General features: G+C 61.3%; 18 protein-coding genes and 3 pseudogenes. 11 read left to right on the forward strand and 10 right to left on the reverse strand.

Features of this window, described 5'->3' with window-relative positions:
- Positions 1-21 precede the first annotated feature (21 nt).
- The 3 genes from PCS43_RS28430 to PCS43_RS28440 all read left to right on the forward strand — a co-directional run bounded on the left by PCS43_RS28430 (position 22) and on the right by PCS43_RS28440 (position 2,909).
- Positions 22-1,206: a L,D-transpeptidase gene (locus PCS43_RS28430; RefSeq protein ID WP_019747378.1), complete on the forward strand. Its 1,185-nt coding sequence runs from the start codon at positions 22-24 to the stop codon at positions 1,204-1,206.
- Between the two features lie 399 nt (positions 1,207-1,605).
- Entirely contained in the window at positions 1,606-1,965 is a 360-nt protein-coding gene (locus PCS43_RS28435; RefSeq protein WP_019747377.1) for a BlaI/MecI/CopY family transcriptional regulator, read from the forward strand.
- On the forward strand, positions 1,962-2,909 hold the full coding sequence (locus PCS43_RS28440; RefSeq protein WP_019747376.1) for a M56 family metallopeptidase: 948 nt from the start codon (positions 1,962-1,964) through the stop codon (positions 2,907-2,909). The genes PCS43_RS28435 and PCS43_RS28440 overlap by 4 nt, the downstream gene beginning before the upstream one ends.
- 239 nt (positions 2,910-3,148) lie before the next feature.
- On the opposite strand, the gene PCS43_RS28445 is transcribed toward PCS43_RS28440, so the two are convergent.
- A complete protein-coding gene (locus PCS43_RS28445) occupies positions 3,149-4,378 on the reverse strand; it encodes a prolipoprotein diacylglyceryl transferase family protein (protein ID WP_051720982.1) in 1,230 nt (409 codons plus the stop codon).
- A gap of 586 nt (positions 4,379-4,964) precedes the next feature.
- Between PCS43_RS28445 and PCS43_RS28450 the strand changes: the two genes are divergently transcribed.
- Entirely contained in the window at positions 4,965-5,729 is a 765-nt protein-coding gene (locus tag PCS43_RS28450; protein ID WP_030537783.1) for an acyl-[acyl-carrier-protein] thioesterase, read from the forward strand.
- A gap of 149 nt (positions 5,730-5,878) precedes the next feature.
- Here the strand turns inward: PCS43_RS28450 and PCS43_RS28455 are convergent, their stop codons facing one another.
- Positions 5,879-7,060 carry a HAMP domain-containing sensor histidine kinase gene (locus PCS43_RS28455; RefSeq protein WP_030537784.1) on the reverse strand — a complete coding sequence of 394 codons (1,182 nt, stop codon included), beginning with the start codon at positions 7,058-7,060 and terminating at the stop codon, positions 5,879-5,881.
- Positions 7,057-7,815: a response regulator transcription factor gene (locus PCS43_RS28460; RefSeq protein ID WP_030537785.1), complete on the reverse strand. Its 759-nt coding sequence runs from the start codon at positions 7,813-7,815 to the stop codon at positions 7,057-7,059. The genes PCS43_RS28455 and PCS43_RS28460 overlap by 4 nt, the downstream gene beginning before the upstream one ends.
- A 140-nt stretch (positions 7,816-7,955) precedes the next feature.
- Here PCS43_RS28460 and PCS43_RS28465 point away from each other — a divergent pair, with 140 nt between their 5' ends.
- The 6 genes from PCS43_RS28465 to PCS43_RS28490 all read left to right on the forward strand — a co-directional run bounded on the left by PCS43_RS28465 (position 7,956) and on the right by PCS43_RS28490 (position 16,535).
- Complete coding sequence (locus PCS43_RS28465; protein ID WP_030537786.1) at positions 7,956-8,225, forward strand: SHOCT domain-containing protein; 270 nt, start codon at positions 7,956-7,958, stop codon at positions 8,223-8,225.
- An 81-nt stretch (positions 8,226-8,306) separates the two neighbouring features.
- Positions 8,307-9,890: a multicopper oxidase family protein gene (locus PCS43_RS28470; protein WP_030537787.1), complete on the forward strand. Its 1,584-nt coding sequence runs from the start codon at positions 8,307-8,309 to the stop codon at positions 9,888-9,890.
- A 514-nt stretch (positions 9,891-10,404) separates the two neighbouring features.
- Positions 10,405-10,632 carry a heavy-metal-associated domain-containing protein gene (locus PCS43_RS28475; RefSeq protein ID WP_030537788.1) on the forward strand — a complete coding sequence of 76 codons (228 nt, stop codon included), beginning with the start codon at positions 10,405-10,407 and terminating at the stop codon, positions 10,630-10,632.
- 48 nt (positions 10,633-10,680) lie between these two features.
- A complete protein-coding gene (locus PCS43_RS28480) occupies positions 10,681-12,984 on the forward strand; it encodes a heavy metal translocating P-type ATPase (protein ID WP_047270630.1) in 2,304 nt (767 codons plus the stop codon).
- Between the two features lie 363 nt (positions 12,985-13,347).
- Positions 13,348-15,810, forward strand: a complete 2,463-nt coding sequence (locus PCS43_RS28485; protein ID WP_058228111.1) for a heavy metal translocating P-type ATPase — start codon at positions 13,348-13,350, stop codon at positions 15,808-15,810.
- A 38-nt stretch (positions 15,811-15,848) separates the two neighbouring features.
- Entirely contained in the window at positions 15,849-16,535 is a 687-nt protein-coding gene (locus PCS43_RS28490; RefSeq protein ID WP_047270628.1) for a DUF305 domain-containing protein, read from the forward strand.
- 755 nt (positions 16,536-17,290) lie between these two features.
- Here the strand turns inward: PCS43_RS28490 and ccsA are convergent.
- The 7 genes and pseudogenes from ccsA to PCS43_RS28525 all read right to left on the reverse strand — a co-directional run.
- Positions 17,291-17,467, reverse strand: a pseudogene (ccsA, locus tag PCS43_RS28495) (cytochrome c biogenesis protein CcsA); the annotation flags it as partial.
- Between the two features lie 115 nt (positions 17,468-17,582).
- Complete coding sequence (locus PCS43_RS28500) at positions 17,583-18,059, reverse strand: hypothetical protein (RefSeq protein ID WP_047270626.1); 477 nt, start codon at positions 18,057-18,059, stop codon at positions 17,583-17,585.
- 314 nt (positions 18,060-18,373) lie between these two features.
- Positions 18,374-19,550, reverse strand: a pseudogene (locus tag PCS43_RS28505) (IS3 family transposase).
- Between the two features lie 205 nt (positions 19,551-19,755).
- Positions 19,756-20,444: pseudogene (locus tag PCS43_RS28510) on the reverse strand (cytochrome c oxidase subunit I); the annotation flags it as partial.
- 132 nt (positions 20,445-20,576) lie between these two features.
- A complete protein-coding gene (locus PCS43_RS28515) occupies positions 20,577-22,199 on the reverse strand; it encodes an NlpC/P60 family protein (protein WP_081377629.1) in 1,623 nt (540 codons plus the stop codon).
- A gap of 255 nt (positions 22,200-22,454) precedes the next feature.
- A complete protein-coding gene (locus PCS43_RS28520) occupies positions 22,455-22,778 on the reverse strand; it encodes a hypothetical protein (RefSeq protein ID WP_134929860.1) in 324 nt (107 codons plus the stop codon).
- Between the two features lie 778 nt (positions 22,779-23,556).
- Complete coding sequence (locus PCS43_RS28525; protein ID WP_047270658.1) at positions 23,557-23,919, reverse strand: ArsR/SmtB family transcription factor; 363 nt, start codon at positions 23,917-23,919, stop codon at positions 23,557-23,559.
- A gap of 101 nt (positions 23,920-24,020) precedes the next feature.
- Here PCS43_RS28525 and PCS43_RS28530 point away from each other — a divergent pair, with 101 nt between their 5' ends.
- Positions 24,021-26,036 (forward strand): heavy metal translocating P-type ATPase, encoded by a 2,016-nt coding sequence (locus PCS43_RS28530; RefSeq protein ID WP_047270622.1) that lies wholly within the window; start codon positions 24,021-24,023, stop codon positions 26,034-26,036.
- The last annotated feature ends 129 nt before the right edge of the window (positions 26,037-26,165 follow it).

The following is a 26,165-nucleotide window of genomic DNA, read 5'->3' on the forward strand; positions in this document are numbered from 1 at the left end:
GGGTTAGTCGTCCTTGTCCTTATGGTCGCAACGCTGACAGGATGCACCTCCACAGCACCGCAGTCCGCACCGAGTGACACGGGTGCGCCCGCCGAGAACGACTCTCCTGTCTCCGCGCTGGTGATGACTCCTTCCGGGGGGACAGATACCGTCAACCCCCTTGATCCGGTCACGGTGGAATCTGTTGGCGGGAGGCTCGACTCGGTAGTGCTCACCGAAGTGGGCGGGGCTGTGGTCGATGGCATCTTCACCCCTGACCGGCAGGTGTGGAAACCCGGCGCGTCCTTGGACTACGGGAAGACCTACACGATGACAGCGTCAGCCACCCAAAACGATGGCTCACGTCTCGATCAGTCCAGCACCTTCTCCACAGTCAAGCCGCGGAACCTGACCAAACCATCCTTCGTGACGGCCGGGGGTAACCTCCTCACAGATGGTGGCACTTTCGGGGTAGGGATCGTTATTGTCACGCATTTCGACGAGCCGATCCTCGATCGTGCAGCGGCGGAGAAAAGCCTGACTGTGCAAACGTCGGTGCCGCTCGAAGGCTCGTGGTACTGGGTGGATGACCAGAATGTTCACTGGCGACCTCGTGCGTACTATCCCCCCGGCACCGAGGTCACGGTCCGGGCTGCGGTCTTCGGCGTCCCGCTCGGTGGCGGACTGTTCGGACAGGAAGACGCCACGACTGCATTCACCATCGGCGACTCGCATATCGCCGTCGCCGACGATACGACCAAGCAAGTGACGGTCACGAGCAACGGCAAAACTGTGCGCACTATGCCGACATCGATGGGCATGGGAGGAACCGAGCTCGTCAACGGCCAAACGATCTCCTTCTGGACCCAACCAGGCATTTACACCGTCCTCGATCAGGCCAACCCCGTGATCATGGACTCGTCGACCTACGGACTTCCCGTCAATTCCCGGCTGGGGTACAAGGAAAAAATCAACTACGCCACCCGAATAAGCACCGACGGAATTTACCTTCACGAACTCGAAGACACAGTCTGGGCGCAAGGCAATACCAATGTTTCACACGGCTGCTTGAACCTCAGTCGCGCCAATGCTCAATGGTTCTATGATTTTTCGCTTCCCGGAGATGTCGTGGAGATACGCAATACCGGCGGCGCCCCTCTCGAATTGTGGCAGAACGGCGACTGGAGTGTGCCGTGGGACCGATGGTCGGAAGGCAGCGCGCTGTAAGACCTGTCGCCCTGCCGGCAAACGATGCTGAATCGCAAACAGAAGCTCCGCGCGAGACGTTCTCCCGTAGTCGACGCGAAAGTGCTGGATAAACCTTTTGACACTGTCAGAGCTGACAGGGGTTCGGCAGATCGTCACGGGAGGAGGTCGCCAGACACCGCCGCCGTATCGGGGCGGCGACGGGAAGCAGAACAGATAGTATTTCTACAGGGCTTCGGTTCGCCGTCTCGGCAACCTCCAGCGTGCAGAGTCGACACGACACCCTCATCGAGCGGTCCCACATCACTGTGACCGACGAATCACCGACAGCGCTGGTTGGGCCCCGTACGAAAGCGACGGAGGTTGCAGGTTGGGCACTCGCACGGTGCGGTGACGAATGCAGCTCTACGAGGAGGAAAAATGCAAGGTCTGGGAGAGCTCGAGGCGCTGGTGATGGATGTGCTGTGGCGCTCCACCGAACCGGTCCGTGTGCGCGACGTCATCGACGGCCTCGATGACGACCGTGAACCGGCGTACACGACGGTGATGACCGTCATGGACAATCTTCATCGCAAAGGTTGGGTGCATCGTCAGCGAAACGGGCGCGCGTACTGGTACGAAGCCACGCGAAGCCGCGAGGAAGCGGCAGCTGACGGGTTGCGCGCACTTCTCGAATCCACCGGAGACCCGACCGGGGTCCTGTTGCATTTTGTTCGCGGGACATCCGACGTCGAATCGAAGATCCTGGCGCGTGGATTGCGTGAACGAGGCAAGAAGTGACAGCCGTCCTCGCGTGGGCGGTCGGTGGCCTTCTCGTTGCCGCACTCTCCCCGCTGTTCCTCGGATCGATGATGCGTCGCGGCGTTGATCCGCATGTCGTCCTCGTCTTGTGGGGCGCTCTGGCACTCGGAACTGTAGTGAGTATCAGTGTCCCGGTGATCTTGAGCCTTTTACCCAGTCACGGTGGTGTCTCGTCGCTGATCGAATTCGCCCACAGCTGTTGGCTCGCCCTTCACGACGACGCGCCGGCCAGGCTCGAGACGGCGGTGGGTGTACTCGGTGGGTCAGCCCTGGTCATCGGGGCGGTGCGAGGCACCGTCCATCTGTTCAGCTTCTCCCGCACTCGCCGCGAGCTACACCAGCAGCACCTCGGGTTGCTGCGCATTCTGGGGGGTGCACGGTCCTCGTCACTGCTCTGGCTCCCGGTTTCTGTGCCCTTCGCCTACAGTATCGCTGGGCGCCCCGCGCTTGTAGTTGCGAGCGACGGATTGAGAGATCAACTCGACACCGAGGCTCTTGCTGCAGTACTCGCACATGAACGAGCACACATCACGGGGCGGCACCATCTGCTCGTCAGCGCAGCTCAAACGCTCGCCTACGCGTTTCCGTGGCTTCCGATCATGCGATCTTCGCCCCCATTGGTCCGTGCGTTGGTGGAAATCGAAGCCGACTCCCGAGCCGTTCGTCAGCATGGGCGCGAATCCGTGCACCGCGCACTCTGCAGTATGACACCTCACGAGGTGCCCGTGGCGGCTCTGGGAATAGCGCAGGATTGCCTGGCGTTGCGACTTGATCGTCTGTCCTCCCACCGCACCCACCACCCGGCGCCCATTCGCTACCTCCGCACCCTTGCTGCCTGCGGAACGGCGATCGTCCTACCTGCGGCGCCTCTTCTGGCGCTACTGGGTGCGATGGCGATGGCTTCATGCGCAGCAGGTGCTTGAAACAGTGCGAAACCGGGTCGTGGACGAACAAGGAGTCCGGCCCGCAGGGGGCCAGTGCTCAAGGCCGGTTCACCCCCTCCTCGAACTGAACCGGCCTCATGCACCGAACGCGGCGCCAATCGAATTGGCCAGATCCCGCGCGAAACTTGATTCGTGGCCATCCCAATTTTCGTGAGACTCACCTTCTGCGCACGTGGCATCGGCAGAAAAGCGCAAAAGGCTACTACTCTGGGTCACGATCACACCACGCCCAGCAGAATCGTCGCGACGATGACAATTCCGCATGCCGCGCTGGTCAGAAGCCGCCCGCGCCGTGTATGAGGGTCCGCACGATAGGGGAACAACCCTTGACGGACCCACGTGTAGATAGCCGCGGCGACAACGAATACTGCTCCGTCATAGGGCGTTTCGGTGCCGTAGAGGACGAAAATCAGTGTCGCGAGGCCGATGATCAAGCCTGCGAACGCTTCGATCAGTTGCACGGGGATTCGGCGCACCGCGAGAGTCCGGTCCGAAGCCCACATTCCCCATCTCGACCTGGTAGGTCGACCCGAACAGCATCCTGTCAAAAAGCATCCCGGGCGCCCGATCGCAATCCCGAGAAACAACCCGGGCGTTGTCATGTCCAGTAACACACCGACGCCCAGACCGAAGGCTGCTCCGCCGAGCACCAATACCGCGAGCGACACCACCAAAAATCCTTGTATGCATGCGCCGGCAGAGACGAATTTTCGAAGGCTCTGGCGGTGAAGTGCCAAGTACCAGAGCTTCGCACCCACGTAGCCGAGAAGGCAGCCGAGGATCGAAATGAGAACTGCCGCAGTGGCGTTCTCGCTCATACGGGTCAAGAGCAGTGCCTGCATGACGATGGCGAACACTGCACCCAAACCGACCAACAGCGGCCACGTCCAGAGTCGCACGCCGGGCCCGTGCACCAATGGCGCTGCGGTAGTCCAGGCCGTGGCGGTCTGCGGAGCTGCGATGTCGAACTGCCCGGTGGTGTCGTCCGGAGTTTCGATGCGCTCGGCACTGACAGTCCAACTACCAGTGGCGATTCCGCGGATTCTCGCAGTCACCGCGAAGCGTTCCCCCGCTGGAACACCGTTGACGTGGGTGACCCTCTCGAAACGTTCCGGTTCGCTGCCCGGGCTGTTGCGGGCTCCTCGGAACAGAATCGACAGATCGGAAGTAACCTCGGGCGATTCTCCCCAGTACGTTGCTGCGAGCCCCTGTGGTTCTATCTGCGTGAACGCTTCAGCGCACCCACCGCCGGGCGCAGCGAGTTCCGTTGCAGCGGTCGACTCGTCGTCACCCAATGGCCGGGCAACGCGTTCAGTGCCCGATGGCTTGGTGGGCATCGCCTTTTCGGCGATGGCCGGCGCCGGCGGTGCTTGAGCCAAGGCCGAGGCTGGCGTCGGCGCTGCTTTACTCAGATACGCCGCTGCGGCCGCTGCGGCCAGTTCTTCCACGGCACTACCGGCCGGACTGGGCCTAGCACGGGGTGTTGTGCCGACTTCGTCGTGCGGTCGTGAAGTGGGGTTCCGCTTCGGTGACGTGGCGCGTCGGGCTCGACTCTGCGTCGTAGACCGCTGTTTCGCGCGGGTTTTGGTTGATTTTTTGCTCACCGTCGCCCCAATCTCTCGGTTGGCGCGGATGCCCACCGAACTACTAAGGTCGATAGTAGCTGAACTACGAACCTGGATAGTAGGTAGAGGTCGAGCGCGAACGCGCGGGTGGGCACTGCGGCGAGACGAGGCGCTTCGAGGCCGAGCCGAGGAATATGGGAATTCCATGGTGCCGCAACGATCTTGGGCACACTCAAGAAGGACCTGGAAAGGACATCGAACGTCAACCGGCAATCGCGCGGACAGTGTAGTAGTTTGCGAGACTGGATAGGCTCCTTGTTCACCATGTTCGGAGACCGGGCACGGACTACTGGGTACGACTGCGGCAGACCCGGCGGCTGATGCGGGACTGGGCGTAGGGATCGCACTACGTTGCAGCAAGGGTGTGCAAAGTATCGAAGCGAACAATCACATCTAAGGGATCTGCAAAATGGAAGCTGACGCGATGCGCAACCACCGCCTGGTGGATTTGCCGACCAATGGCGCGGTGTTCGAAACCTCTCGGCCGGTACGGACGGGAGATATCGACGTCTCCGGGACGGTGCGACTCGATGGCGTTGCACGTTATCTGCAGGACATCGGTTTCGACGATCTCGATGCGAGCGGCGCAGCGGCTGCCCACCCGGTGTGGGTCGTGCGCCGCACAGTCATCGATGTCATTCGTCCGGTCAGCTGGCCGGCTCGTGTGCGCATGCGCAGATGGTGCTCGGGGTTGTCGAGCAGGTGGTGCACGATGCGTGTCCGCATCGAATCCGACGGCGGCGGCTTGATCGAGACCGAAGGATTCTGGATAAATCTCAATCCGGTCAACGGGATGCCTTCCAGGATCGAAGAGAGTTTCATGGCCGGACTCGGTTCGACCGCCAACGATCACCGATTGAAGTGGAAACCCTGGCACACCGCTCATCCGGGCGATGGGGAGGAAACGACATTCGTCTTACGATCGAGCGATATCGATCCGTTCAACCACGTCAACAACGCCACGTATTGGCAGCCTGTCGAAGACCTGATCAGAGATTGGGCCGGACCCCGAAATCCACTCCCCTACCGAGCGATTCTCGAATATCGCTCTCCCATCACCGCGGGAAACGACGTGACCGTGCGGTATCACAGTTCAGGGGAGAGCCTGAGTAGTTGGTTCCTGGTCTCGGGTTCGGTGTGCGCGAGTGCCTACGTCACAGCGATCGAAGTGTAAGTCCCCGGGCCGGGTCACCTCTGCGCTCTGGTCTCTTGAATCGTCATTGATCGGTTCACCTCACGAGTTCTTGACCAGGTGTGCCGGTAGCGGCGGGGTGAGTGGGTGTTCCCGGAGCGTTTCCATTACCTCGAATGTCGCGTCGAATGTCACGCATCGACAGTTCCCCGGCAGTCGATGTGCCGCCCTTTCGGACGATGTACTGGCAACGCGATAACGAAGGTGGTGCCTTGCCCGGCTCCGTCACTCGCGGCGGTGATCTGTCCACCGTGTGCTTCGACGAGTGCTTTCGCGATGGACAGTCCGATCCCTGCCCCTCCGTGAGCACGATCGCGTGCTGCGTCGGCGCGATAGAAACGCTCGAACAGATAGGGGAGGTGCTCGGCGGCGACTCCATCGCCTTCGTCGGTGAGTGTGAGGATGAACCGATCCCCTTTCACCCGTCCCCGCACCTTCACTGTGCTCTGTGATCGACTGTGGCGCAGTGCGTTGTCGAGCAGATTGCTCAACACTTGCCCTATGCGCTCCGGGTCCAGCCACACCGACGGCAGATTTCCGGGGACGTCCACGCTCAGAATGACTGCTTTCGTGTCGTATCGTTCTTCGTGCGCCGCTACCGCTGAGCTCACCAGTACCTCAGGTCTGGTCCATGTCGGTTCGATTGCAGCTCGATTCGTCTCGGCATCGGACAGCGCCGAGACGTCGCCGGAAAACCGTGCCAGACGTCGGGTCTGATCTCTGAGCATCGCAATGGTGTGATCATCGAGAGCTTCCACTCCGTCTTCGAGCGCTTCCATGAATGCTTCGAGAACAGCTACCGGCGTCCGGATCTCGTGCGCGAGATCTGCCAGCAACCGTCGACGCATCGACTCGGCAGACTCGAGACGGACCGCCATTTCGTTGAAGGCCGTCGCAAGTGCGTCGAAGTCGTCACCGAGCTGCGGCGGCGGGACTCTGGCCGCGTAGTTTCCCGCCGAGACTGCCGTGGCGGCAGTTGACACCGCAGTCACCGACCGCTGCAGCCGACGACTGAGATACCAGGTCACAGCCAGCGCGCACAACGCAGCTGCGCCGATCGCCACGGACAACGAGACCGCAGTTGCCGAGCGATATGCCTGCTCGGCATGCATTTGCTCCTCAGACATCGGAGGCACGCCCGCGCGGCGCAGATGCTCGCGGAACAAACTCGGACCGACAGTGACTGCAACGACCCATGAGGTGGCCGCTCCTGCCACCAAGACCAGCGTTTGGGCCATCAACAAACGCACGCCGACACCGAGTCCTCGGCGGGTACGCCCCTGATGAGACGAAAGTTCTTCCAGGGTAGTCATTTTCCGGAACCCATTCGGTACCCGATGCCGCGCACGGTATTGACATACAAAGGCGCGGCGGGATCATCGCCGAGTTTGCGGCGCAGATGACCGATATGAACATCGACAAGATGTTCGTTCCCCGTCCACGCAGGACCCCACACTGCTTCGATCAGTTGCCGACGGCTGAACGCCATCCCCGGCCGAGCGGCCAATGCCGCCAACACGTCGAATTCCGTCCGAGTCAGCAGAACCGGTTTCTCGGCGACCGAGACCTCTCGCCCGGCAACGTCGATCCTGAGCACCCCGAACGTCATTGGCGGACTCTCCTCGTCTCGGGTTACCGCTCTCGCAGTTGTACCGTGCGCGACTCCGCTGCGGGGTCTGCGCATCATCGCGCGGATCCTCGCTACCAACTCTCGGGGGCTGAACGGCTTGCTCATGTAATCATCGGCACCGACAGAAAGCCCGACGATGGTGTCCACTTCCTCACTGCGAGCAGTCAGCATCACCACGTATGCATCCGAAAATGTACGAAGTTCCCGGCATACCTCGATGCCGTCGATACCGGGCAACCCGAGATCGAGGACCACCACATCAGGATCGACCTCACGTGCCAGGGCGAGAGCGTCGAAACCGTTGTAGGCCACACTCACCTCGAATGACTCTCGTTCGAGGTAACTCGAGATGATCGAGGCCAGTGGGCGTTCGTCGTCGACGACCAGTGCCCGAAAACCTGCGTACCCGTCGGTTGACCGTGTTGACGTACTGTCCATGCCACCATCGTGGACTGCTCAGTCGCCGCTGCGCACGCGATACACGGTATGCGGTCACCTCTTCAGCGAATCTTCATAGAAAGCACACCGATCCCAGAGGGTTCGGCGAGCACTGTCGAAGGTGAGGAGAGTGAACGGACATGATGTGGTGGAGCGAGAATTCGGGTTATGGAATGGGTTGGGTCAGCTGGATTCTGATGGCGCTGGCGATGATCGCATTTTGGGGGTTGGTCATTGCGGCCCTACTTGCTTTGTTTCGTCCCAGGCGCAGTACCCGCAGCGAACTCCGTGGTACGAATGCGCAGCATCTGTTGGATGAGCGCTACGCCCGCGGCGAGATCGACGATGACGAGTATCGCTCCCGCAGTGAAGCTTTGGATCGATCCTCTCGTCGACACGAGAGTCGTTGACCTCTGCCGCACGCGCGCCCCGGGCTCGGTGGCGTATCAGTTCCGTTTCTCCACAACGACTAGACAAGGACAATCACAATCATGGCTATTGCGCCGTTCACAGGATCGGCTTTCAGTCGACGTACGTTTCTCGCCGCCACGGCGGCGGGGGCGGGTGGCCTGGCGTTGACCGCATGCACCACCAGCGGATCGTCCAACCCGAACCCCCCGCCGTTCGACAAGAATGCCATCACGTCCGCTGAGGCAGCGCGCCCGCATACCGGTCGCACCGTGGACTACACGCTCAATCCGCAGGGTGCCGATATCGATCTCGGCGGCATCACGGTGCGCACTCTGGCATACGGCGACAGTGTTCCCGGTCCGTTGATTCGCGCGAATGTCGGTGACGAGTTGGCGATCACCGTCAACAACGGACTCGATCATCAGACATCGGTGCATTGGCACGGCATCGCGCTTCGCAACGACATGGACGGCGCCATGCCGGCAAGCCCGAACATCGAATCGGGGCAGAACTTCACATACCGGTTCTCAGTACCTCATTCGGGAACGTATTGGGCTCACCCGCATGTCGGTCTCGACACCGACTACGGCCTGTATCTCCCCATCGTCGTCGACGACCCCCGCGAGCCCGTCGACTACGACGCCGAATGGATCGTGGTTCTCGACGACTGGACGGATGGAGTCGGCACGAGTCCGCAACAGATCCTCTCCGACCTTCAGTCCGGAAACGGCATGGGTTCGATGGGCGGATCCGGGATGGGCAACATGCCTGGCATGGGTGGAATGAACCACGGGTCGGCCGAAACCACGCTGCCCGCCACCTCGGGTGGCCCTAACTCGGTAGAATCAAGCGCTCTGCTCGGTGGGGACGCGGGTGACGTCAGCTATCCGTACTATCTGATCAACGGGCGGATAGCTTCTGCACCGACAACTTTCTCGGCCGCTCCCGGTCAGCGTGTGCGTATTCGCATCATCAACGCGGGTGCGGATACCGCTTTTCGAGTCGCCCTTGCCGATCACGTGATGTCCGTGACCCATACGGACGGTTTTCCGGTCGTACCGACAGAAGTCGATGCGCTTCTCCTCGGCATGGGTGAGCGCTACGACGTGATCGTCACGGTCAAGGACGGTGTATTCCCGCTCGTCGCCGCGGCCGAGGGTAAGAACGCTCAGGCTCGGACGCTGCTGCGTACAGGCTCGGGCGCTGCGCCCGACGCGTCGTTCCTCCCTCGGGAATTGGCAGGTCGAGTGGGCACGGTCGAGTCGTTCACTGCAGCCGAAAGTGTCGTTCTGCCGCGAAGCGATGGCACCGGTGTCGATCTCGTGGCAGACCTCGGGGGGGACATGATGAGCTACCAATGGACGATCAACGGTCGGAACTACGACCAAACCGAACCTCTGACCGTCAAAGAAGGGGACCGAGCCCGGCTCACGTTCACCAACATGACGATGATGTGGCATCCCATGCATCTGCACGGGCATACGTTCCAAGTGGTCAAAGGTGACGGCGGTGTCGGCCCTCGTAAGGACACAGTCATCGTTCGTCCGATGGAATCTGTCGCTGTCGATCTCATCGCCGACAACCCGGGCGACTGGATGCTCCACTGCCACAACGGATATCACCAGGAGTCGGGTATGATGACCCGCTTGGGCTACATCGTCTGACACGTGGAGACGTCCGAACACACGATCACACCAGCACGGGAGGCGCGACCTGATTGGGCCGGCATCTCATTCGATGCCTCTTCCTACCCCGTTCGGCGAGGTGAGATTGTGGCCGCCCCGGCATCGGGTCAGCGTCCCGGAATCCCCGGCCTCTGCCCTGCCGCTGGACTGGGATCGAAATCCCGCGAACGGCGCAACTGCCCATGGCTCCGGTGTACACCTGGCGACACTCCACGGGCGCTCGAAATTCGACGTTCTCTGCGCGGGCGAATACACGAGGGAGAATCCGACCAAATGTCCGACGGAAGTAGTCGAGGCGCAGCCTTGACTCACCTTCTCCTAACGCGAGTATAGTAGAAACAGGTACCCCCCTGGGGTACCAGACGGGAAGGGAATCATGAGCGGTCAGACTAACTCGCAGCCGAATCTACTCGATAAGACGCAACGCGGCTGTGGATGCAACTCGACGAAGAAATCACCCACGACATCCGCGCCCACCCCTACGGAGGACATCATGTCTGCAACCAACAACACGTTCGCGGTCACCGGCCTCACCTGCGGGCATTGCGTCGGCGCCGTCACGGACGAGCTGCGCGCCCTCCCCGGAGTGAGCGAGGTCGAGATCGATCTCGTCGCCGGAGGAGTCTCCACCGTGACCGTCACAGCTTCAGCGCCACTGACCGAGGAACAAGTAACTGCCGCGCTCGACGAAGCCGGCAACTATCATCTCGCGAACATCTGACCGGGCGCCCACACCGCCAGCGTAGGCAGGTCAGGAGAGGTACATCTGATGAGCACCCTGGACAACACGACCGTCGCTGCCGAGTCCGCACACAGTGTCGAACTGGTCATCGGCGGCATGACCTGCGCCTCCTGCGCCGCGCGAATCGAAAAGAAGCTCAACAAGATCGACGGCGTCACCGCGACAGTGAACTACGCGACCGAAAAGGCGAAGGTCGATTTCACGGGTGCGGTAGCACCTGAAGACTTGATCTCCACCGTCGAGGCAACGGGATACACCGCCACCTTGCCTGCCCCCAAGGGCTCGTCCGGGGAGGTCGGCACTACCGACGGGGTGGACGCCCGAATCCAGGACGAGGCTTCGCAACTGCGGACCCGACTGCTCGTCTCGCTCGCATTGACTGTGCCTGTGGTCGCATTGTCGATGATCCCGCCATTGCAGTTCACGAACTGGCAGTGGCTGGCCTTGACGCTCGCATCTCCCGTCGTCGTCTGGGGCGCACTCCCCTTCCACCGCGCTGCACTGACGAATGCCCGACACGGCGCGGCAACAATGGACACTCTGATCTCGGTGGGGGTGTCGGCGGCCTACCTGTGGTCACTGTGGGCGTTGTTCTTCGGTCATGCCGGAATGGCCGGCATGAAGATGGAGTTCAGCCTGTTCCCACAGCAGGAGGGCGGAGCGGACCACATCTATCTGGAAGTCGCTGCTGCGGTCACCGTCTTCATACTGGCGGGGCGATATTTCGAAGCCCGCGCCAAGAAGCAGTCGGGTGCAGCCCTACGCGCACTGATGGACATGGGAGCCAAAGACGTAGCGGTGTTGAGGGAACACACCGAGATCCGAATTCCCACCGAACAATTGGTGGTCGGTGACATCTTCGTCGTACGCCCCGGCGAAAAGATCGCGACCGACGGCATCGTCACCGACGGCACATCTGCGGTGGACGCCTCCATGCTGACCGGCGAATCCGTGCCAGTCGAAGTGCGCCCTGGCGACGCCGTTGTCGGCGCCACCGTCAACGCTGGAGGGCGACTCCTCGTTCGAGCAACTCGTATCGGCGCCGACACTCAGCTCGCTCAGATGGCACGACTGGTCGAAGATGCACAGAACGGCAAGGCTCAGGTCCAACGTCTCGCCGACCGCATCTCCGGAATCTTCGTCCCGGTCGTCATCGTTCTCTCACTGATGACGTTGGGTGCGTGGCTTTTGACCGGTCACTCGATGGTGACGGCGTTCACCGCCGCCGTTGCCGTGCTGATCATCGCGTGCCCCTGTGCATTGGGGTTGGCAACACCGACGGCGCTGATGGTCGGAACGGGCCGCGGCGCCCAGTTGGGGATTCTCATCAAAGGCCCCCAGGTTCTCGAATCCACCCGTCAGGTCGACACCATCGTGCTCGACAAGACCGGGACCGTCACCACCGGGCGCATGAGTGTCGATTCGACAGTCGGCGCAGATGGCGAGAATATCGACGAATTACTTTTTGTCGCAGGAGCGTTGGAGGACGGCTCCGAACACCCGATCGCGCAGGCCATCACTCTTGCAGCTCGGGCTGACGGCCGGCCGTTGCCGAGAATCGAAGGTTTCTCCAACCACGACGGCCGAGGCGTCTCCGGTGTCGTAGACGGCCGAGCCGTTGCTATAGGTCGGCGAACCTGGTTGGAGCAGGACTGGTCTCTCGTCGCACCCAAGAATCTGGAAGTGGCCGCACACGACGCGGAAGCCGACGGAAAGTCCCCGGTGTGGGTTGCGTGGGACGGTTCGATCCGCGGAATCGTGGTCGTGTCGGACACTGTCAAGGACACCTCGAAAGAGGCCATCACTGCATTCCGAACCTTGGGACTACGTCCCATCCTGTTGACCGGCGATAATGCTCGCGCCGCCGTCGCCGTCGCAAAACAAGTGGGGATCGAAGCCGCCGATGTCATCGCCGAAGTCTTGCCCGCGGACAAAGTAAGCGCCGTCAAAGACCTCCAAAGCCGTGGGTATACAGTCGCTATGGTCGGTGACGGTGTCAACGACGCCGCTGCTCTGGCACAAGCAGACTTAGGTCTGGCCATGGGCACCGGCAGCGATGTCGCCATCGAAGCCTCCGATCTCACCCTTGTCCGAGGCGACCTGCGCTCCGCCGCAGATGCGATCCGTCTGTCGCGCTCGACGTTGAAAACCATCAAAGGGAACCTTTTCTGGGCCTTCGCCTACAACGTGGCGGCGTTGCCTCTGGCGGCGCTGGGGTTGTTGAACCCGCTGATCGCCGGCGCTGCCATGGCTTTCAGCTCCATCTTCGTCGTCACGAACAGTTTGCGCCTACGACGATTCACCAGTCATGCCACAAGCTCCGATCACTGATTTGATCCCGAATTCGACTGCCCCGATGACCTTCCGTCTGCCCTGAACTCTTCGGACGCGATGTGCGGGAGAGGTCCCACTGTCCACCCGCAACGAATCCAAAGGTTTCACTTCACGACGACCACCATCACGGACGAGGGCAGTCGTCGACTGCTTGGGACACCATGGTCCTTCATCGAATCTTCACCAAACATCTAACCAAGGCATATCCGCCACCGGCAGGCTCAGTATTGAGACACACGTGGACCCCACAACATCACGCCCCAGAGGTGCCGACGATCTGCCACAACACGGGAACATGCCACCGAGGTATCCGCACAGTCGCTGCCGCAAGAATGGCGGTCACAACGAGAGGGCGCAGAGATGAATCGAACCACCGTTCTCGAAGTACAAGGATTGCAGTGGGCGACATCGAAAGCCGCAGTCGAATCAACTCTCCTTCGCCGACGTGGCGTCGTCTCTGCTGAGGCCAACGTCCTCAACCAAACTGCCACGGTCACCTACGACCCGGCTGCAACCTCGATACCCGAACTGTCCCAATGGATCCGGGACTGCGGCTATCACTGCGCAGGGCGATCAGTGCCCTCCCACAGCTGCGACCCCCTCTCCGAACCAAACGACAGCACCAGCGCCACGCCCTCTGAATACCACGTTCATTCAGACCACGCCGACACATCAACCGACGCACCGGTCGAACACCCCGGCGAATCTCCTCACGGCGAACACACAGCGCACGAACCACATGCTCAACACTCTGCACAGGACATGATGGGGCACGGAGGCGCCCACGCCGGAATGTCGATGGACGACATGGTCCGGGACATGCGAAATCGCTTTCTCGTCGCTCTCGTTCTGTCCATTCCGATCATGCTGTGGTCCCCGATGGGGCGCGACATGTTCGGATTCACAGTTCCCGCCCCGTTCGGACTCCGCGACGACGTATTCACCCTGATACTGAGCTTGCCAGTGGTGTTCTACTCGGCCTGGATCTTTTTCGACGGCGCTTATCGGGCTCTGAAGGCCCGCACCCTCGACATGATGGTCCTCGTTGCCGTCGCCGTCGGGGCGGGTTGGCTCTACAGCGTCGCCGTCACCTTCACCGGCGGCGGCGAGGTCTTCTACGAGGCCGCGTCGGTGCTGACGGCTTTCGTCCTGCTCGGACATTGGTTCGAGATGCGAGCCAGAGGTGGAGCCAACGACGCGATTCGCACACTGCTCGAACTGACCCCGCCATTGGCAATCGTGTTGAGAGACGGCGAACCCGTCGAAGTTCCCACCGCCGACGTTGTCGTCGGAGACCTGTTACTGATCCGACCAGGCGGCAAAGTCCCTGTCGATGGAACGGTCGAGAGCGGAACTTCCGAAGTCGACGAGTCAATGGTGACCGGGGAAAGCCTTCCCGTATCCAAAGAACCGGGATCCGCAGTCATCGGGGCTTCCATCAACACGACGGGCACACTTCGCGTCCGAGCAACCAAAGTCGGTGCCGACACCGCCCTGTCCCAAATAGTGGCGTTGGTCCAGGAAGCGCAGAACTCGAAAGCGCCGGGGCAACGGTTCGCTGATCGGGCCGCGTTCTGGCTCGTCCTTGTTGCTTTGATCGGCGGCACCGGCACCTTCCTCGTCTGGTGGGCGGCGGGTGCAGGAGTGCAGACCGCGCTTCTGTTCGCGATCACCGTCGTTGTCATCACCTGCCCCGACGCTCTCGGTTTGGCCACGCCCACCGCCATCATGGTCGGCACCGGACTCGGAGCTCAACGAGGAGTGTTGTTCAAAAATGCCACCGCGCTGGAATCCTCGGCGCGCATCGAGACGGTAGTGATGGACAAGACCGGCACCCTCACCAAGGGTGAACCCGAAGTCACCGACGTCGTCGTCGACGGTATCGGCACCGATGAACTCCTTTCCCTCGTCGCGGCGGTCGAACGCGAGTCCGAACACCCCCTCGCCGGCGCGATCGTCCGCTACGCGACCGAACGCGGCGCCCCGGAGTTTCCCCTCACAAATTTCCGTAATGTGCCAGGTCATGGTGCGGCTGCGGAGGTGGACGGTCGTCGAGTGGCGGTGGGCAACCGCAAACTGATGATCGCCGAAAACGTCGACTTCGGCACATTGATGGGTACACGCGACGACCTCGCGGCCAGCGGGCGCACAGCAGTACTCGTTGCCGTCGACGGACAGGGCGTCGGGGTGATCGCACTCGCCGACGCTGTCCGAGAGACTTCCGCCGCCGCAGTGGCGGCGCTGCACGACTTGGGCGTCGAAGTCGTCATGCTCAGCGGCGACAACGAAGCCACCGCACAGCGCATCGCGGGCCAGCTCGGTATCGATACCGTCATCGCGGAAGTGCTCCCCGGCGACAAAGCCGCCAAGATCGTCGAGCTGCAAAATGCCGGCAAAAAGGTTGCGATGGTCGGGGACGGAGTCAACGATGCTCCCGCGCTCGCACAAGCGGACCTCGGTATCGCCATCGGCGCAGGTACCGACGTCGCAATCGAAACAGCGGACCTCGTGCTGATGCGGTCGGACCCACTCGACGTACCGGTCGCTCTACAAATCGGGCGAGGCACCCTCCGCAAGATGAGACAGAACCTCGGATGGGCAGTCGGGTACAACGTCATCGCCCTCCCCATCGCCGCTGGAGTCTTCGAACCCTCCCTCGGACTTGTACTTCGCCCCGAGATCGCGGCGCTGTCGATGTCCGGGTCCAGCTTCATCGTCGCAGTCAATGCACTACTGCTGAAGCGGCTACGCCTCCCTTCTCCCCCAGATCAACACCGGCCTTCACCCAGCACTACGAAGTCCACCTCACAGAACGTCTCATGACCCGACAACCGATCTCCCAGCGAAAGGGATTCCCCGATATGAAGAAGGTCCTCGCAATCAGTGCTGCAGCAACTGCAGCACTATTCGTCCTCACCGCATGTAACAGCTCCAATACCGATGAAACTACCTCCACGCCAACGTCAATGAGTGCCGAATCCAGTTCATCGGCGAACGCGAGCACTCACAATCAGGCAGATGTGACATTCGCCGAGCAGATGATCCCGCATCACAGTCAGGCCGTCCAGATGAGCGACATGCTCCTCTCCAAAGACGGTATCGACCCCCGAGTGACGACGTTGGCAGAACAGATCAAGGCAGCGCAAGCCCCAGAAATCGAGCAGCTGCAGGCCTGGTTGACCAGCTGGGGACAGAGTTCGTCCTCCTCTGGCATGAATATGCCGACCACCTCCCACAGCATGGAAGGCATGACACCCTCTACCAGCATGAACATGCCGATGCCCTCAGAGAGCATGGGGATGACGCCGGGAATGATGGAGGGGATGATGTCCGCCGATGACATGACCGCGCTGCAGAATGCACAGGGAACCGATGCCGCGAAACTGTTCCTCGCTCAGATGATCGACCATCACCGCGGAGCTGTCGCAATGGCGCAAACTGAAGTTGATTCCGGACAGTATCCCGAAGCTATCTCCATGGCGCAGACCATCATCAGCGCGCAAAACCAGGAAATCACCACGATGGAAGGCATTCTCGCCACGCTGTGATCACGACTTCCGGCGTTCATTGCTCAGATTTCAGTCGGATGTGAGCGCACGCGGCTCGGTGTCTCTGCTTGACAATTGACCTCGGCAGAGGCACCGAGCCTTCTAGGCGACAGGTCAATACCCCGGAGGACACCGAACACTATCGAGGCAACCTCATTTGTTGGAGGGTTTGGTAATTACACCCGAAGATATCCCGAGATCCGCACGCGCCGTCCTGCGTGCGCGGTCACATTCGTCGGGCTCAACATTCTGGTCAGGCTCCGTGGGATACCCACCAGCACGAGGTAGGAACGGGTGCACAAAAACCCACGCCTGAACCGAACCGATCTATTTGCATCAATCAGGTCCAGGCGCAAACCGAGCCCATCGATTAACGAGGGACAGGCCGGGTACGCAAACGAGAACAGACGACATGGAGGTCATGATGCAGGACGTTCGGCGGGGGATGACCGACTCCGAGTTGATCGCGGAGGCGTACCGACTCGAAAGCCAGCCGGTATTGAGCAGGTGCGACCACATCAGGTTGACACTGATACACGATGAACTCGAGTGTCGCGCAGGATGTCGGGAAAAGAAACTCCCTGACGCGGCGCCACAACGGCTTCCGCCTTGCAAGGGCAGGAAGTGCGCATGATTGACAAGTTTGATCACCACGTTCACACACTCACATCAGAATGGCTGCGCCACTCCCCCGGCATGCAGGCGCGGGGCTCCCCTGATCCATATGCCCCCGCGCCACTCTCACCCGCTCGCTCTCAGTTGAGTCCCGCGTACGAATGGAGGCCGGAGACATCCATCTTGATGATGAAGAGATTGAACAGCATTGCGACGAAACCGGCAATGATTATCCAGGCGGCACGGGTATCGCGCCAACCAGAAGTAGCACGCGCGTGCAGAGAGGCGGCGTAGATCACCCAAGCGATGAAGGAGATGTGAACGACGGTTGAAAACTAGACCACCCGTCGTTTCTGGACTAGTTTTCAACCGTCGTCAACAGGAGACCGTTTCCTTGGGGTCCCATCCTTCTTGACAACATCCAATCGCGCACTAGGAGCGTTCGGGGACCGCAGTACCGATCGAGTCCTTCGACACACAAGTACGCACTCCGCACGCCCGCTCACCTTTCAACCGCTGCCGAAACGCGCCCGCCATCAAAGCCAGTGAAATCAGCCCCAGGACCGGTTGTATCGGTGCCCACAGATTCAACGCACCCGTCACACCGACAGTCATGATCACCAATTTGTTGCACACCGGACAGCCGACGGCCAACAGAGCCAGCGCATTGCTGCCAATGCCCACGCGCGAGGGTGCTGCAGAACTGGATTGCGTTCGCACATACGTCGCGAGTATCAATCCACTCAATATCGCGTTCGCGATCCACACCGGATAGTTCCACCACAGCACCGGAGTCATCCGCTGGTAGAACGAAGTCGGCACTATCCCGGTGGGGACGCCGACAATGAGCGCTGCTGCCACCGCACCTGCCGACGCAGTAATCCAACGCCAGAGCGACCAATTCGTCATCGCCGATGTCCCTCCCTCATACAGTGAACTACTAAAAGAGATAGTAGTTCACTGTATGAGACGACCGGAAACGGCAATCCTTCAACGACTTGCATCCCACCCGACAGGGGTATCACCGAGGTGCACGTGTGTGAAAGCGAAGTCTCCACGGCGATCGAATACGATGCGCGGGACAGCGGGAGTTTGCGCAGCGTCGAGGCAGGGCAACCGAGGCCCGCACCGACAAACGTGAGCGCGGTAAGAGTTCGCGTAACAACGAATCGGTCAGTGCGGCTGTCGTCTTGGTAGGACCCCGTTTGGTGAGCCACTCGCTATCAGAGAATCAATGCGTGTGAATACAGCTGGCAGCTGTACTCATTCGGAGTGCGGTAAGCCAGCGATGAATGCCGATGTCGGGTGTTGTAGTCCTCCTTCCCGTCCTCGATGACCACCCGGGCTTCGAGGAGGCTGTGGAACTCGTTCATGTTCAGGCATTCGTCACGGACTCGGTTGTTGAAGGATTCGATGTAGCCGTTCTTCCACGGCTGACCAGGGGGAACATATCCGATTCCCAGTCGGTCCTCGCAGAACGTCCGCAACGCCTCGGAGATGAATTCGGGTCCGTTGTCGCACCGCAACACCTGTGGCGGGCCGCCCCAGAGCGCGAACACTTTCTCCAGGGCGGCGACGAGATCCTCTGCCGGGATGGATCCCTCGACCATGTTGAGCACCGACTGGCGCGAATGCTCGTCCACCATTGACGCGATCTTGAACTTCCGTTCGTCGGTGGTGAAGTCGAACTGGAAGTCGATCGCCCACACCACCTTCGGTGCATGTGCCTCGGCAATCGGGGTGGTCGAAGCGTCGGCTCGTTTGCGGATTTTGCGGACCTTCACCCGCAACCCTTCCTCGCGCCAGAGACGCTGAACCTTCTTCTTTGTTAATCACCCAGCCCATGGCACGCAAGTCCGCCCACGCCCGACGAAACCCCTTGCGGGCATTCGCTTTGGCCCAGTCTCGCAACCACTTCCGCAGATCGGCGTCCGGATCGTCCGGGGTGTCTCTCGCAAGCGCTTTTCGTTGGGTGGATCGCGGTTGCCCGACGATTTTGCAGGCGAAACGCTGTGAGAGCCCCATCGTTTCCTGGAGCATGACGACAGCGTTTCGTTTGGCGGTCAGGCTCAGAATTTTCCAGTGATAATGGAATCAACCCGTTGACGGAACGGCCTGACCCAGAATTTTCCGAGCAATCTCCTTGAGTGCAGCCTTTTCGAGTTCGGCTTCGGCGAGGAGCTTCTTGAGCAGGGCGTTCTCGTTCTTGAGTTCTTTGAACTCTTTGGCGTCGTCGGCTTTCATGCCGCCATACTGCTTGCGCCAGTTGTAGAGCGTCGGCACCGAGACGTCGAGTTGTCGGGCGATTTCCTCGTCGTCGGCGCCTGTGGCGGCAAGTTCGTCGCCGTGGCGCAGTTTTCGGATGATCTGTTCGGGCGTGTGCCGTTTGCGTCCAGCCATGAGTTGCAGCCTTTCATGCCCTTGATCAGGGCGGAAGGATTCTCATAGCTTGCGGGTCACTTGATGGGGGTCATGCCAGTCTCATCCGTCGCCGGCACAGTCATCACCGAAATTGGGAACGAACTCATGGCGACTTCGTGTCCTCACTTCTTCCCGTCATACGTGCGACATATATTGCGTACACGTAGTTTGCGGACGACACGGCTCACTCGGATCCGTTTCCCGCCAGTGTGCTCGTTGTGGGATGGAACCTTCCGGTGTGAGCTTCAGCCCGAATCCGTTCCACCATGTGTGGGTGGTGCATCTCGAACGCCGGACACTCGGAGCGGATAGGGGCTCGGTGAAGTTGTGGCGTGGCGGCGGACAGCTGGTCGCCCACTCGAGAGAATTGCCATTGCCCCACGGATCGTCGACCGTGACGACTTCACCAAATCTGTAGCTCCTGAAGACGTTCCAGATGAACGGCAAGGTGAATGGTGAATGCACCCAAGACGAAGGACTCTACGGTCGAGATGGAGTTCAGTACCGCAAAGTCGTCCAAAGGTAGGTAATCCGCTTAGCGGCGCGGCATCCCCTCGACGCCGAGCCAGTGCTGCACGAGGAAGGTCATGTGGAATCCGCGAACGCCGCTTAGAAATGCCATTTGCCCAGCCACTCATCCATCACTCGGCCAGTCATCTTAGGGAACCAGAAGTAGATCCGCGCGTACGTGGTGAACACAACCGTACCGAAGACCACGTAGTGAAAATGTGCCACGCCGAAGTAACTGTCGGTGACCTGAAAATCGAACGGTGGTCTGGCCAGAAGCACCTCCGAAAGACCATCGACTAAGAAGGTGATCAAGAAACTGATCGAGAACAGCATCGGCGACTCGAAAGTCAATTGCCCCTTCCACCAATCCCGATAACGCCAACCCCACGATCCCCACATGTCCGCGCGCACGCCCGGCGAAACTCTTATGGAGACAGACGTACGCAACGATTTTCGCCGACCTCTGAAGCCAACCGTACCGCCGACGGAGAAGAGCTAGAGAAGCCTGGTCACATTGGGCACCATGCCGTCCCAACGCACCGGGGAAACCTTGACCACATCGCCGGACTGCGGGGATTCAAGCATCTGATTGTTGCCAAGGTAGAGCGCCTCGTGCTGACTTGCGTTGGGCCCGTAGAAGATCAGATCCCCTCGCTTCATCTGAGAGGCTGGAACCTGCCTTCCCGCGGTGTACTGGTACCCGGAGTAGTGCGGAAGTGAGATTCCCACACCAGCAAACGCATAGATCATGATTCCGGAACAGTCGAAGCCTGCATTTTCGAAATCACCGAAAGTGTCCGCGACTCCGCCGTCACGAATTCCGACGGTCGGCCCGTTTGCGTCTCCGCCTCCCCACGAATAGCGGACACCGAGTTGCGACATTGCCCGGTCGATGACAGTTTCGATGGCACCGTCACCGGTGACCGAATTCTGACCGTCGTCACTCACGCCACCTCCGGGCTCCGTCGTAACCGACGGAGCCTTGGTTGGAGAAGCAGGCGGTGACGGCGTAGCCGTCACCGACGTGGGAGCCCTTGTAGAAGCAGCAGACGGTGACGGCGTAGTCGTCACCGACGGCACCTTCGTCTCCGAGGAATCATCGCTGATCTGGGTATGCGGACGCTGTCTGCTGGCAATGTCCGCGGCGCGATCACGTGCAATTTGATCCGCAGCAACCCGGGTCGCAGCTTCCGATGCTGCTTGCTGCGCTGCGGCGATCGCCGCAGCGGTAGCTGCTTCCTCTGCTCTGCGCTGAGTATCCCACTGGTCGTAGACCTGACGCTGGTTCTGCAATCCCGTCGCGCTGTTTCTCGCTGCCTCCAACTCGATTTGCGCGGAATCGCGCTCCTTCATGACCACTGCCTGTTGCTCTGTTGCCGACTTCTGCGCATCCGTCACGCGCTGGATTGCTTCCATTGCGAGGGCTTTGTTGTCTTCTGCTCTGGCTGCAGCAGCGTCGGCGGTCGCCTGGGCCGCCCGTGCCACAGACTCCGTGTTCGATCGCGCCGTTCGTGCGCGCTGAAGCTCGTCCATGACCGCGTTGTGCTTCTTCGTAATCATCCGCACCAGGTCAGCTTTGGCCAAGAGATCGTCGGGGCTGTCGCTTCCGAGGAAGACGGTCAGCGAGCCGGCGGTGCTGCCTTGTCTGTAGCTGGCGGCAACGAAATCGTCGAACTGCTGTTGCGCCACCTCGATTGCCTGCCCAGCCACTCCCATGTCGGTGCGTGCAGCTGCCCCAGCAGCAGTGGCGGCCACCGCGACATCACGGGATGACTGAAGGTCCACCAACGCCTTGTTCACGTCCTCCCGCTTGATCGCAACCTGGGCGGCGATCTCAGCGAGTTGCGCATTCGCCGACGCAACGTCGTTGATCAGATCGCCGATACGGCCCAGAGTTTGATCCACGCGTGAGTCTGCCTGTTGCAACTCGGTATCGCTCGGATTCGGTGGCGGCGGCGGAACCGCCATCGCGATACCGGGAGTGGTTGCGACGATCGATCCGGCGAGAGCCAGACCAAGGACGGCGTGAGCGACTCTCGTGCGAGCATGCGTGAGTCGATTCCGTTGCCTCACAAACACCCCTCGTCCTCGACGACTCAAACTGCGCTCGACACCCATGTACTAAGGACAATAGTAGATAAACATCATCAACTGCCCCATATGACAAAAAGCGTCACATGTTTCCCTCGCGCACCACAGATCGGCTAACCGTGCTGTCGTACCGGATTGGACCAGAACGGCAATGCTCCTGACCTCGGGACCGTTCGCACCCGCTGCGTGGAATCGCCACCCCGCCTTGCTCAGGAATGTCGGGTGCACGCACGAGGCGCCGGCGGGCACATCCCGATTGTCATTGCGCCTGCTGAAGGTTCGTTACAGAGCGATGGTGATCGCCGCGGTGTGCAACTGGCCTCCTGTCTGGAACTCGATGAACAGTCGCCAGTCGCCGGATTTCGAGAGTTTCGCAGGTACATCGAATTCCGGACCTCGCTGATCGCTGTCCAGTGGCGTCAGATCAGCAAAGGCGAGAGTCTGTGCATGGATTGCAGTGACATGGACATAGGCGCCCTCGTAGCGCTGCACGTCGGATCCCTGCTCGTCGCCTCCGGCAATGTCCACCGTGAGCTCTCCCGACTGGCCGGGTGTGAGTTTCCCCGCGACCGTGAGCGTGTAGCCGTCGACCGAGGTCGACGGCATGGCGTGTGGAAGCCTTTCCGGAGTCCCCTCCCCAGGAACTGTGACCAGCTGCGAAAGCACCTGCGTTTCAGAGGTTTTCCCGCTAAGAGCCCTAAACTGGGCGTATACGCGGTATCTCCCGGGTACGAGGCCTGAGATCGGGGCGCTCCACGTGCCGTCGCCAGCCATGATCGGATGCAGATGCGCGAATCTCGTCGAGTCATCCCGAATGAAATACAGATGCATGAGCTGGCCTTGCTCTGCCTCGTACTCGGTTACCGCGCCACCCCCTGAATCGTCGATTCGGAATCTCCACGTCGTGGCTTGACCGGCGGGAATCATCGAATCATCAGTAATCAGCGCCATATCGGAGGTGCTGGACTCGAGCCCATTCATCACTGCCGAGGGTTCGCCGGCCTTGCTCGACGATGACTGAAGGGAAGGCTCCGCACTATCGGTACCGCTGTTCGTGCAGGCCGTGAGTGATGTCACGGCGGCGGCGACCACAGCCGCCACCGTCATGTACCGAGGCAGACTGCGAATATCCATCGGGTTGGATCGCTTTCTTTGTTCCACCGACCAAGGGAGGAGATGTCAGGGGTCGAAATGAAGGGTAGCCCGATCAGGAGATTGCCGATTGATCAACACATTCATCTCGCCCCAGCGAGTAGATCGAGGTTGGTAACACCACTGCAGCATGAGCTTCAGCGAGTGTGTCGCCGCACGCACTGATCACCTGGTCGTCGGACGCGCCGCCGAGGGACTCCGGCGTCGATTGGCCACATATGGGGTGAGCTCTTTACAGGGCAGGGATCGGGTCGTCGGCGATTCCGAGCCCGAGATGTTCGATGTGATAGACCGCTTCGTCGAGAAGCATCGCCACATGATTGTCGTACAGGCTGTACACGACGTTGCGGCCCTGCCGCGTCCCCGTCACCAACCCCATCGCACGCAGCAGTCGCAGTTGATGCGAGACAGCGGACTGCTCCATCCCCACCGCCTCCACCAGGTCACCCACAGAACACGCCCCGTGCCGCAGCCGAGTCAACATCCGCAGTCGACTCGGCGTCGCCAACGCCTGCAACGTGGCAGCCACCGTCGCGGCCGACTCCGCATCGAGCTGCGCGGGCGGTGTGGACGTGCCTTCGACTCCGTGACCCATGTGAAGCATCTTACCCATCATGATTACATGAAGAGGTCTTCATGTTTTCCTGTATCGTGGCGTTCGTTCCTACCCCCCTGCCCCCAGCCGGAAGCCGTGCCATGACCACCCCTGTACGCAGCGATCCACACACCGAGCCCGCGGCGCCCCGGGCCGCAACCGCCGTCCGCACCCGGCCGTTCGCACTCCCGGAAGTGCGGTGGGCAGCCATCGCGACCGGGCTGTTCGTCCTCGGGCTTGCCGCTCAGTTCGGCGGTGCCCCGACCTGGCTGTGGTGGACGCTGTATCTGGGCTGCTACGTCACCGGCGGGTGGGAGCCCGCACTGGCGGGCTTGCAGGCGCTTCGAGAGAAAACCCTCGACGTCGACCTGCTCATGATCGTCGCCGCGATCGGCGCCGCGGCGATCGGCCAGGTCCTCGACGGCGGCCTGCTGATCGTCATCTTCGCCACCTCCGGCGCGTTGGAAGCATTCCTGACCCAGCGCACCGCCGACTCGGTGCGCAGCCTGCTCGATCTTGCTCCCGAACGTGCCACCGTCATCGGCCCTGACGGGCACGAAACCATGGTGGATGCGGCGTCGTTGACGGCAGGTGATGTGATCGTCGTCCGGCCGGGCGAGCGGATCGGCGGCGACGGCCGGATCATCTCCGGAAGCAGCGATGTCGATCAGGCCTCGATCACAGGAGAACCCCTACCAGTGGCAAAACATCGCGATGACGAGGTGTTCGCCGGAACCCTCAACGGGACCGGCACTCTGCGAATCCGGATCGATCACGCGGCATCGGAGACGGTCGTCGCGCGGATCGTGGCGATGGTCGAAGAAGCGTCCGCCACCAAAGCGAAGTCGCAGCTGTTCATCGAGAAGGTCGAGCAGTACTACTCGGTCGGAGTCGTGGCCGCGACCCTCGCAGTGTTCTTCATCCCGTTCGCGCTCGGCGGCGCCCTGCAACCGTCGCTGCTGCGAGCGATGACGTTCATGATCGTCGCCTCCCCGTGCGCAGTCGTGCTGGCCACGATGCCGCCGCTACTGGCGGCGATGGCCAACGCCGGCCGCAACGGCGTGTTGGTCAAATCCGCCGTCGTGATGGAGCAGCTCGGTTCGGTCACCACCGTCGCATTCGACAAAACCGGAACCCTCACCAAGGGGTCCCCGGCCCTGACGGACATCCGGCCGATGAGCGGGGCGAACCTCGCCGCCGACGAGCTGCTCACGTTCGCCGCCGCGGCCGAGCATCCCAGTGAGCACCCGCTCGCTGACGCGGTCGTCGCCGCTGCCCGCCAACGCGGGTTGCAGGTGCCCCCTGTCGAAGAGTTCGACTCCGCCCCCGGCCGGGGAGTGCGAGCACGCCTGAACGGTCGCCGGATTCAGGTCGGCAGCCCCGCACACCTGCTTCCAGCGGCGTCGGCCGCGATCGCGGACCGTGCCACGGCGCAAGCGATGTCTGCGGCCGCCGAAATGGAAGCCGGCGGAAAGACCGCGATCGTGGTGATTGTCGACGCCGCACCGATCGGAGTACTCGGACTGGCCGATCAACTCCGCGACGGCGCCCGCGACGTCGTCGACGAACTGACCACCCTCACCGGACACACTCCGGTTCTACTGACCGGCGACAATCCCCGCGCCGCCGCTGCGCTCGCCGCACAGGTCGGGATCACCGACATGCGAGCCGGACTCCTCCCCGAGGACAAGGTCACCGCCGTCGCCGACCTCGAACGCAGCGGCGCGAAAGTGCTACTGGTCGGTGACGGTGTCAACGACGCCCCCGCACTCGCCGCCGCGCACACCGGCATCGCCATGGGCCGCGCCGGATCCGACCTCGCACTCGACACCGCCGACGCCGTCATCGTCCGTGACGAACTCGCCACCATCGCGCGCGTGATCGCCCTCTCACGCCGTGCCCGGCGCATCGTGATCGCCAACCTCGCGATCGCCGCCACCTTCATCACCACCCTCGTCCTGTGGGACCTGTTCGGGCACTTACCGTTACCCCTCGGCGTCGCCGGACACGAAGGCTCCACCGTCATCGTCGGACTCAACGGAATGCGACTACTTTCCCAACGCGCGTGGCGCTACGAGACAGGCAACCTCGGGTGGCGCCGGGCTCGATCCATCTAGAGAAGAGGTACATCTCCCAAGCAAAGGTCGTCCGCCTTCGATTGCCTGCGCGCTACGTAGTGGCGAAGGGAACCCGCGAGTTTTGCCGCGGGACGCCGTCAATGGACCACCCGCCATGAGCAATCTACT

Origin of the sequence: Rhodococcus sp. C-2 (assembly GCF_027854095.1) — a bacterium.
In the GTDB taxonomy this organism is placed as follows: domain Bacteria; phylum Actinomycetota; class Actinomycetes; order Mycobacteriales; family Mycobacteriaceae; genus Rhodococcus_F; species Rhodococcus_F qingshengii.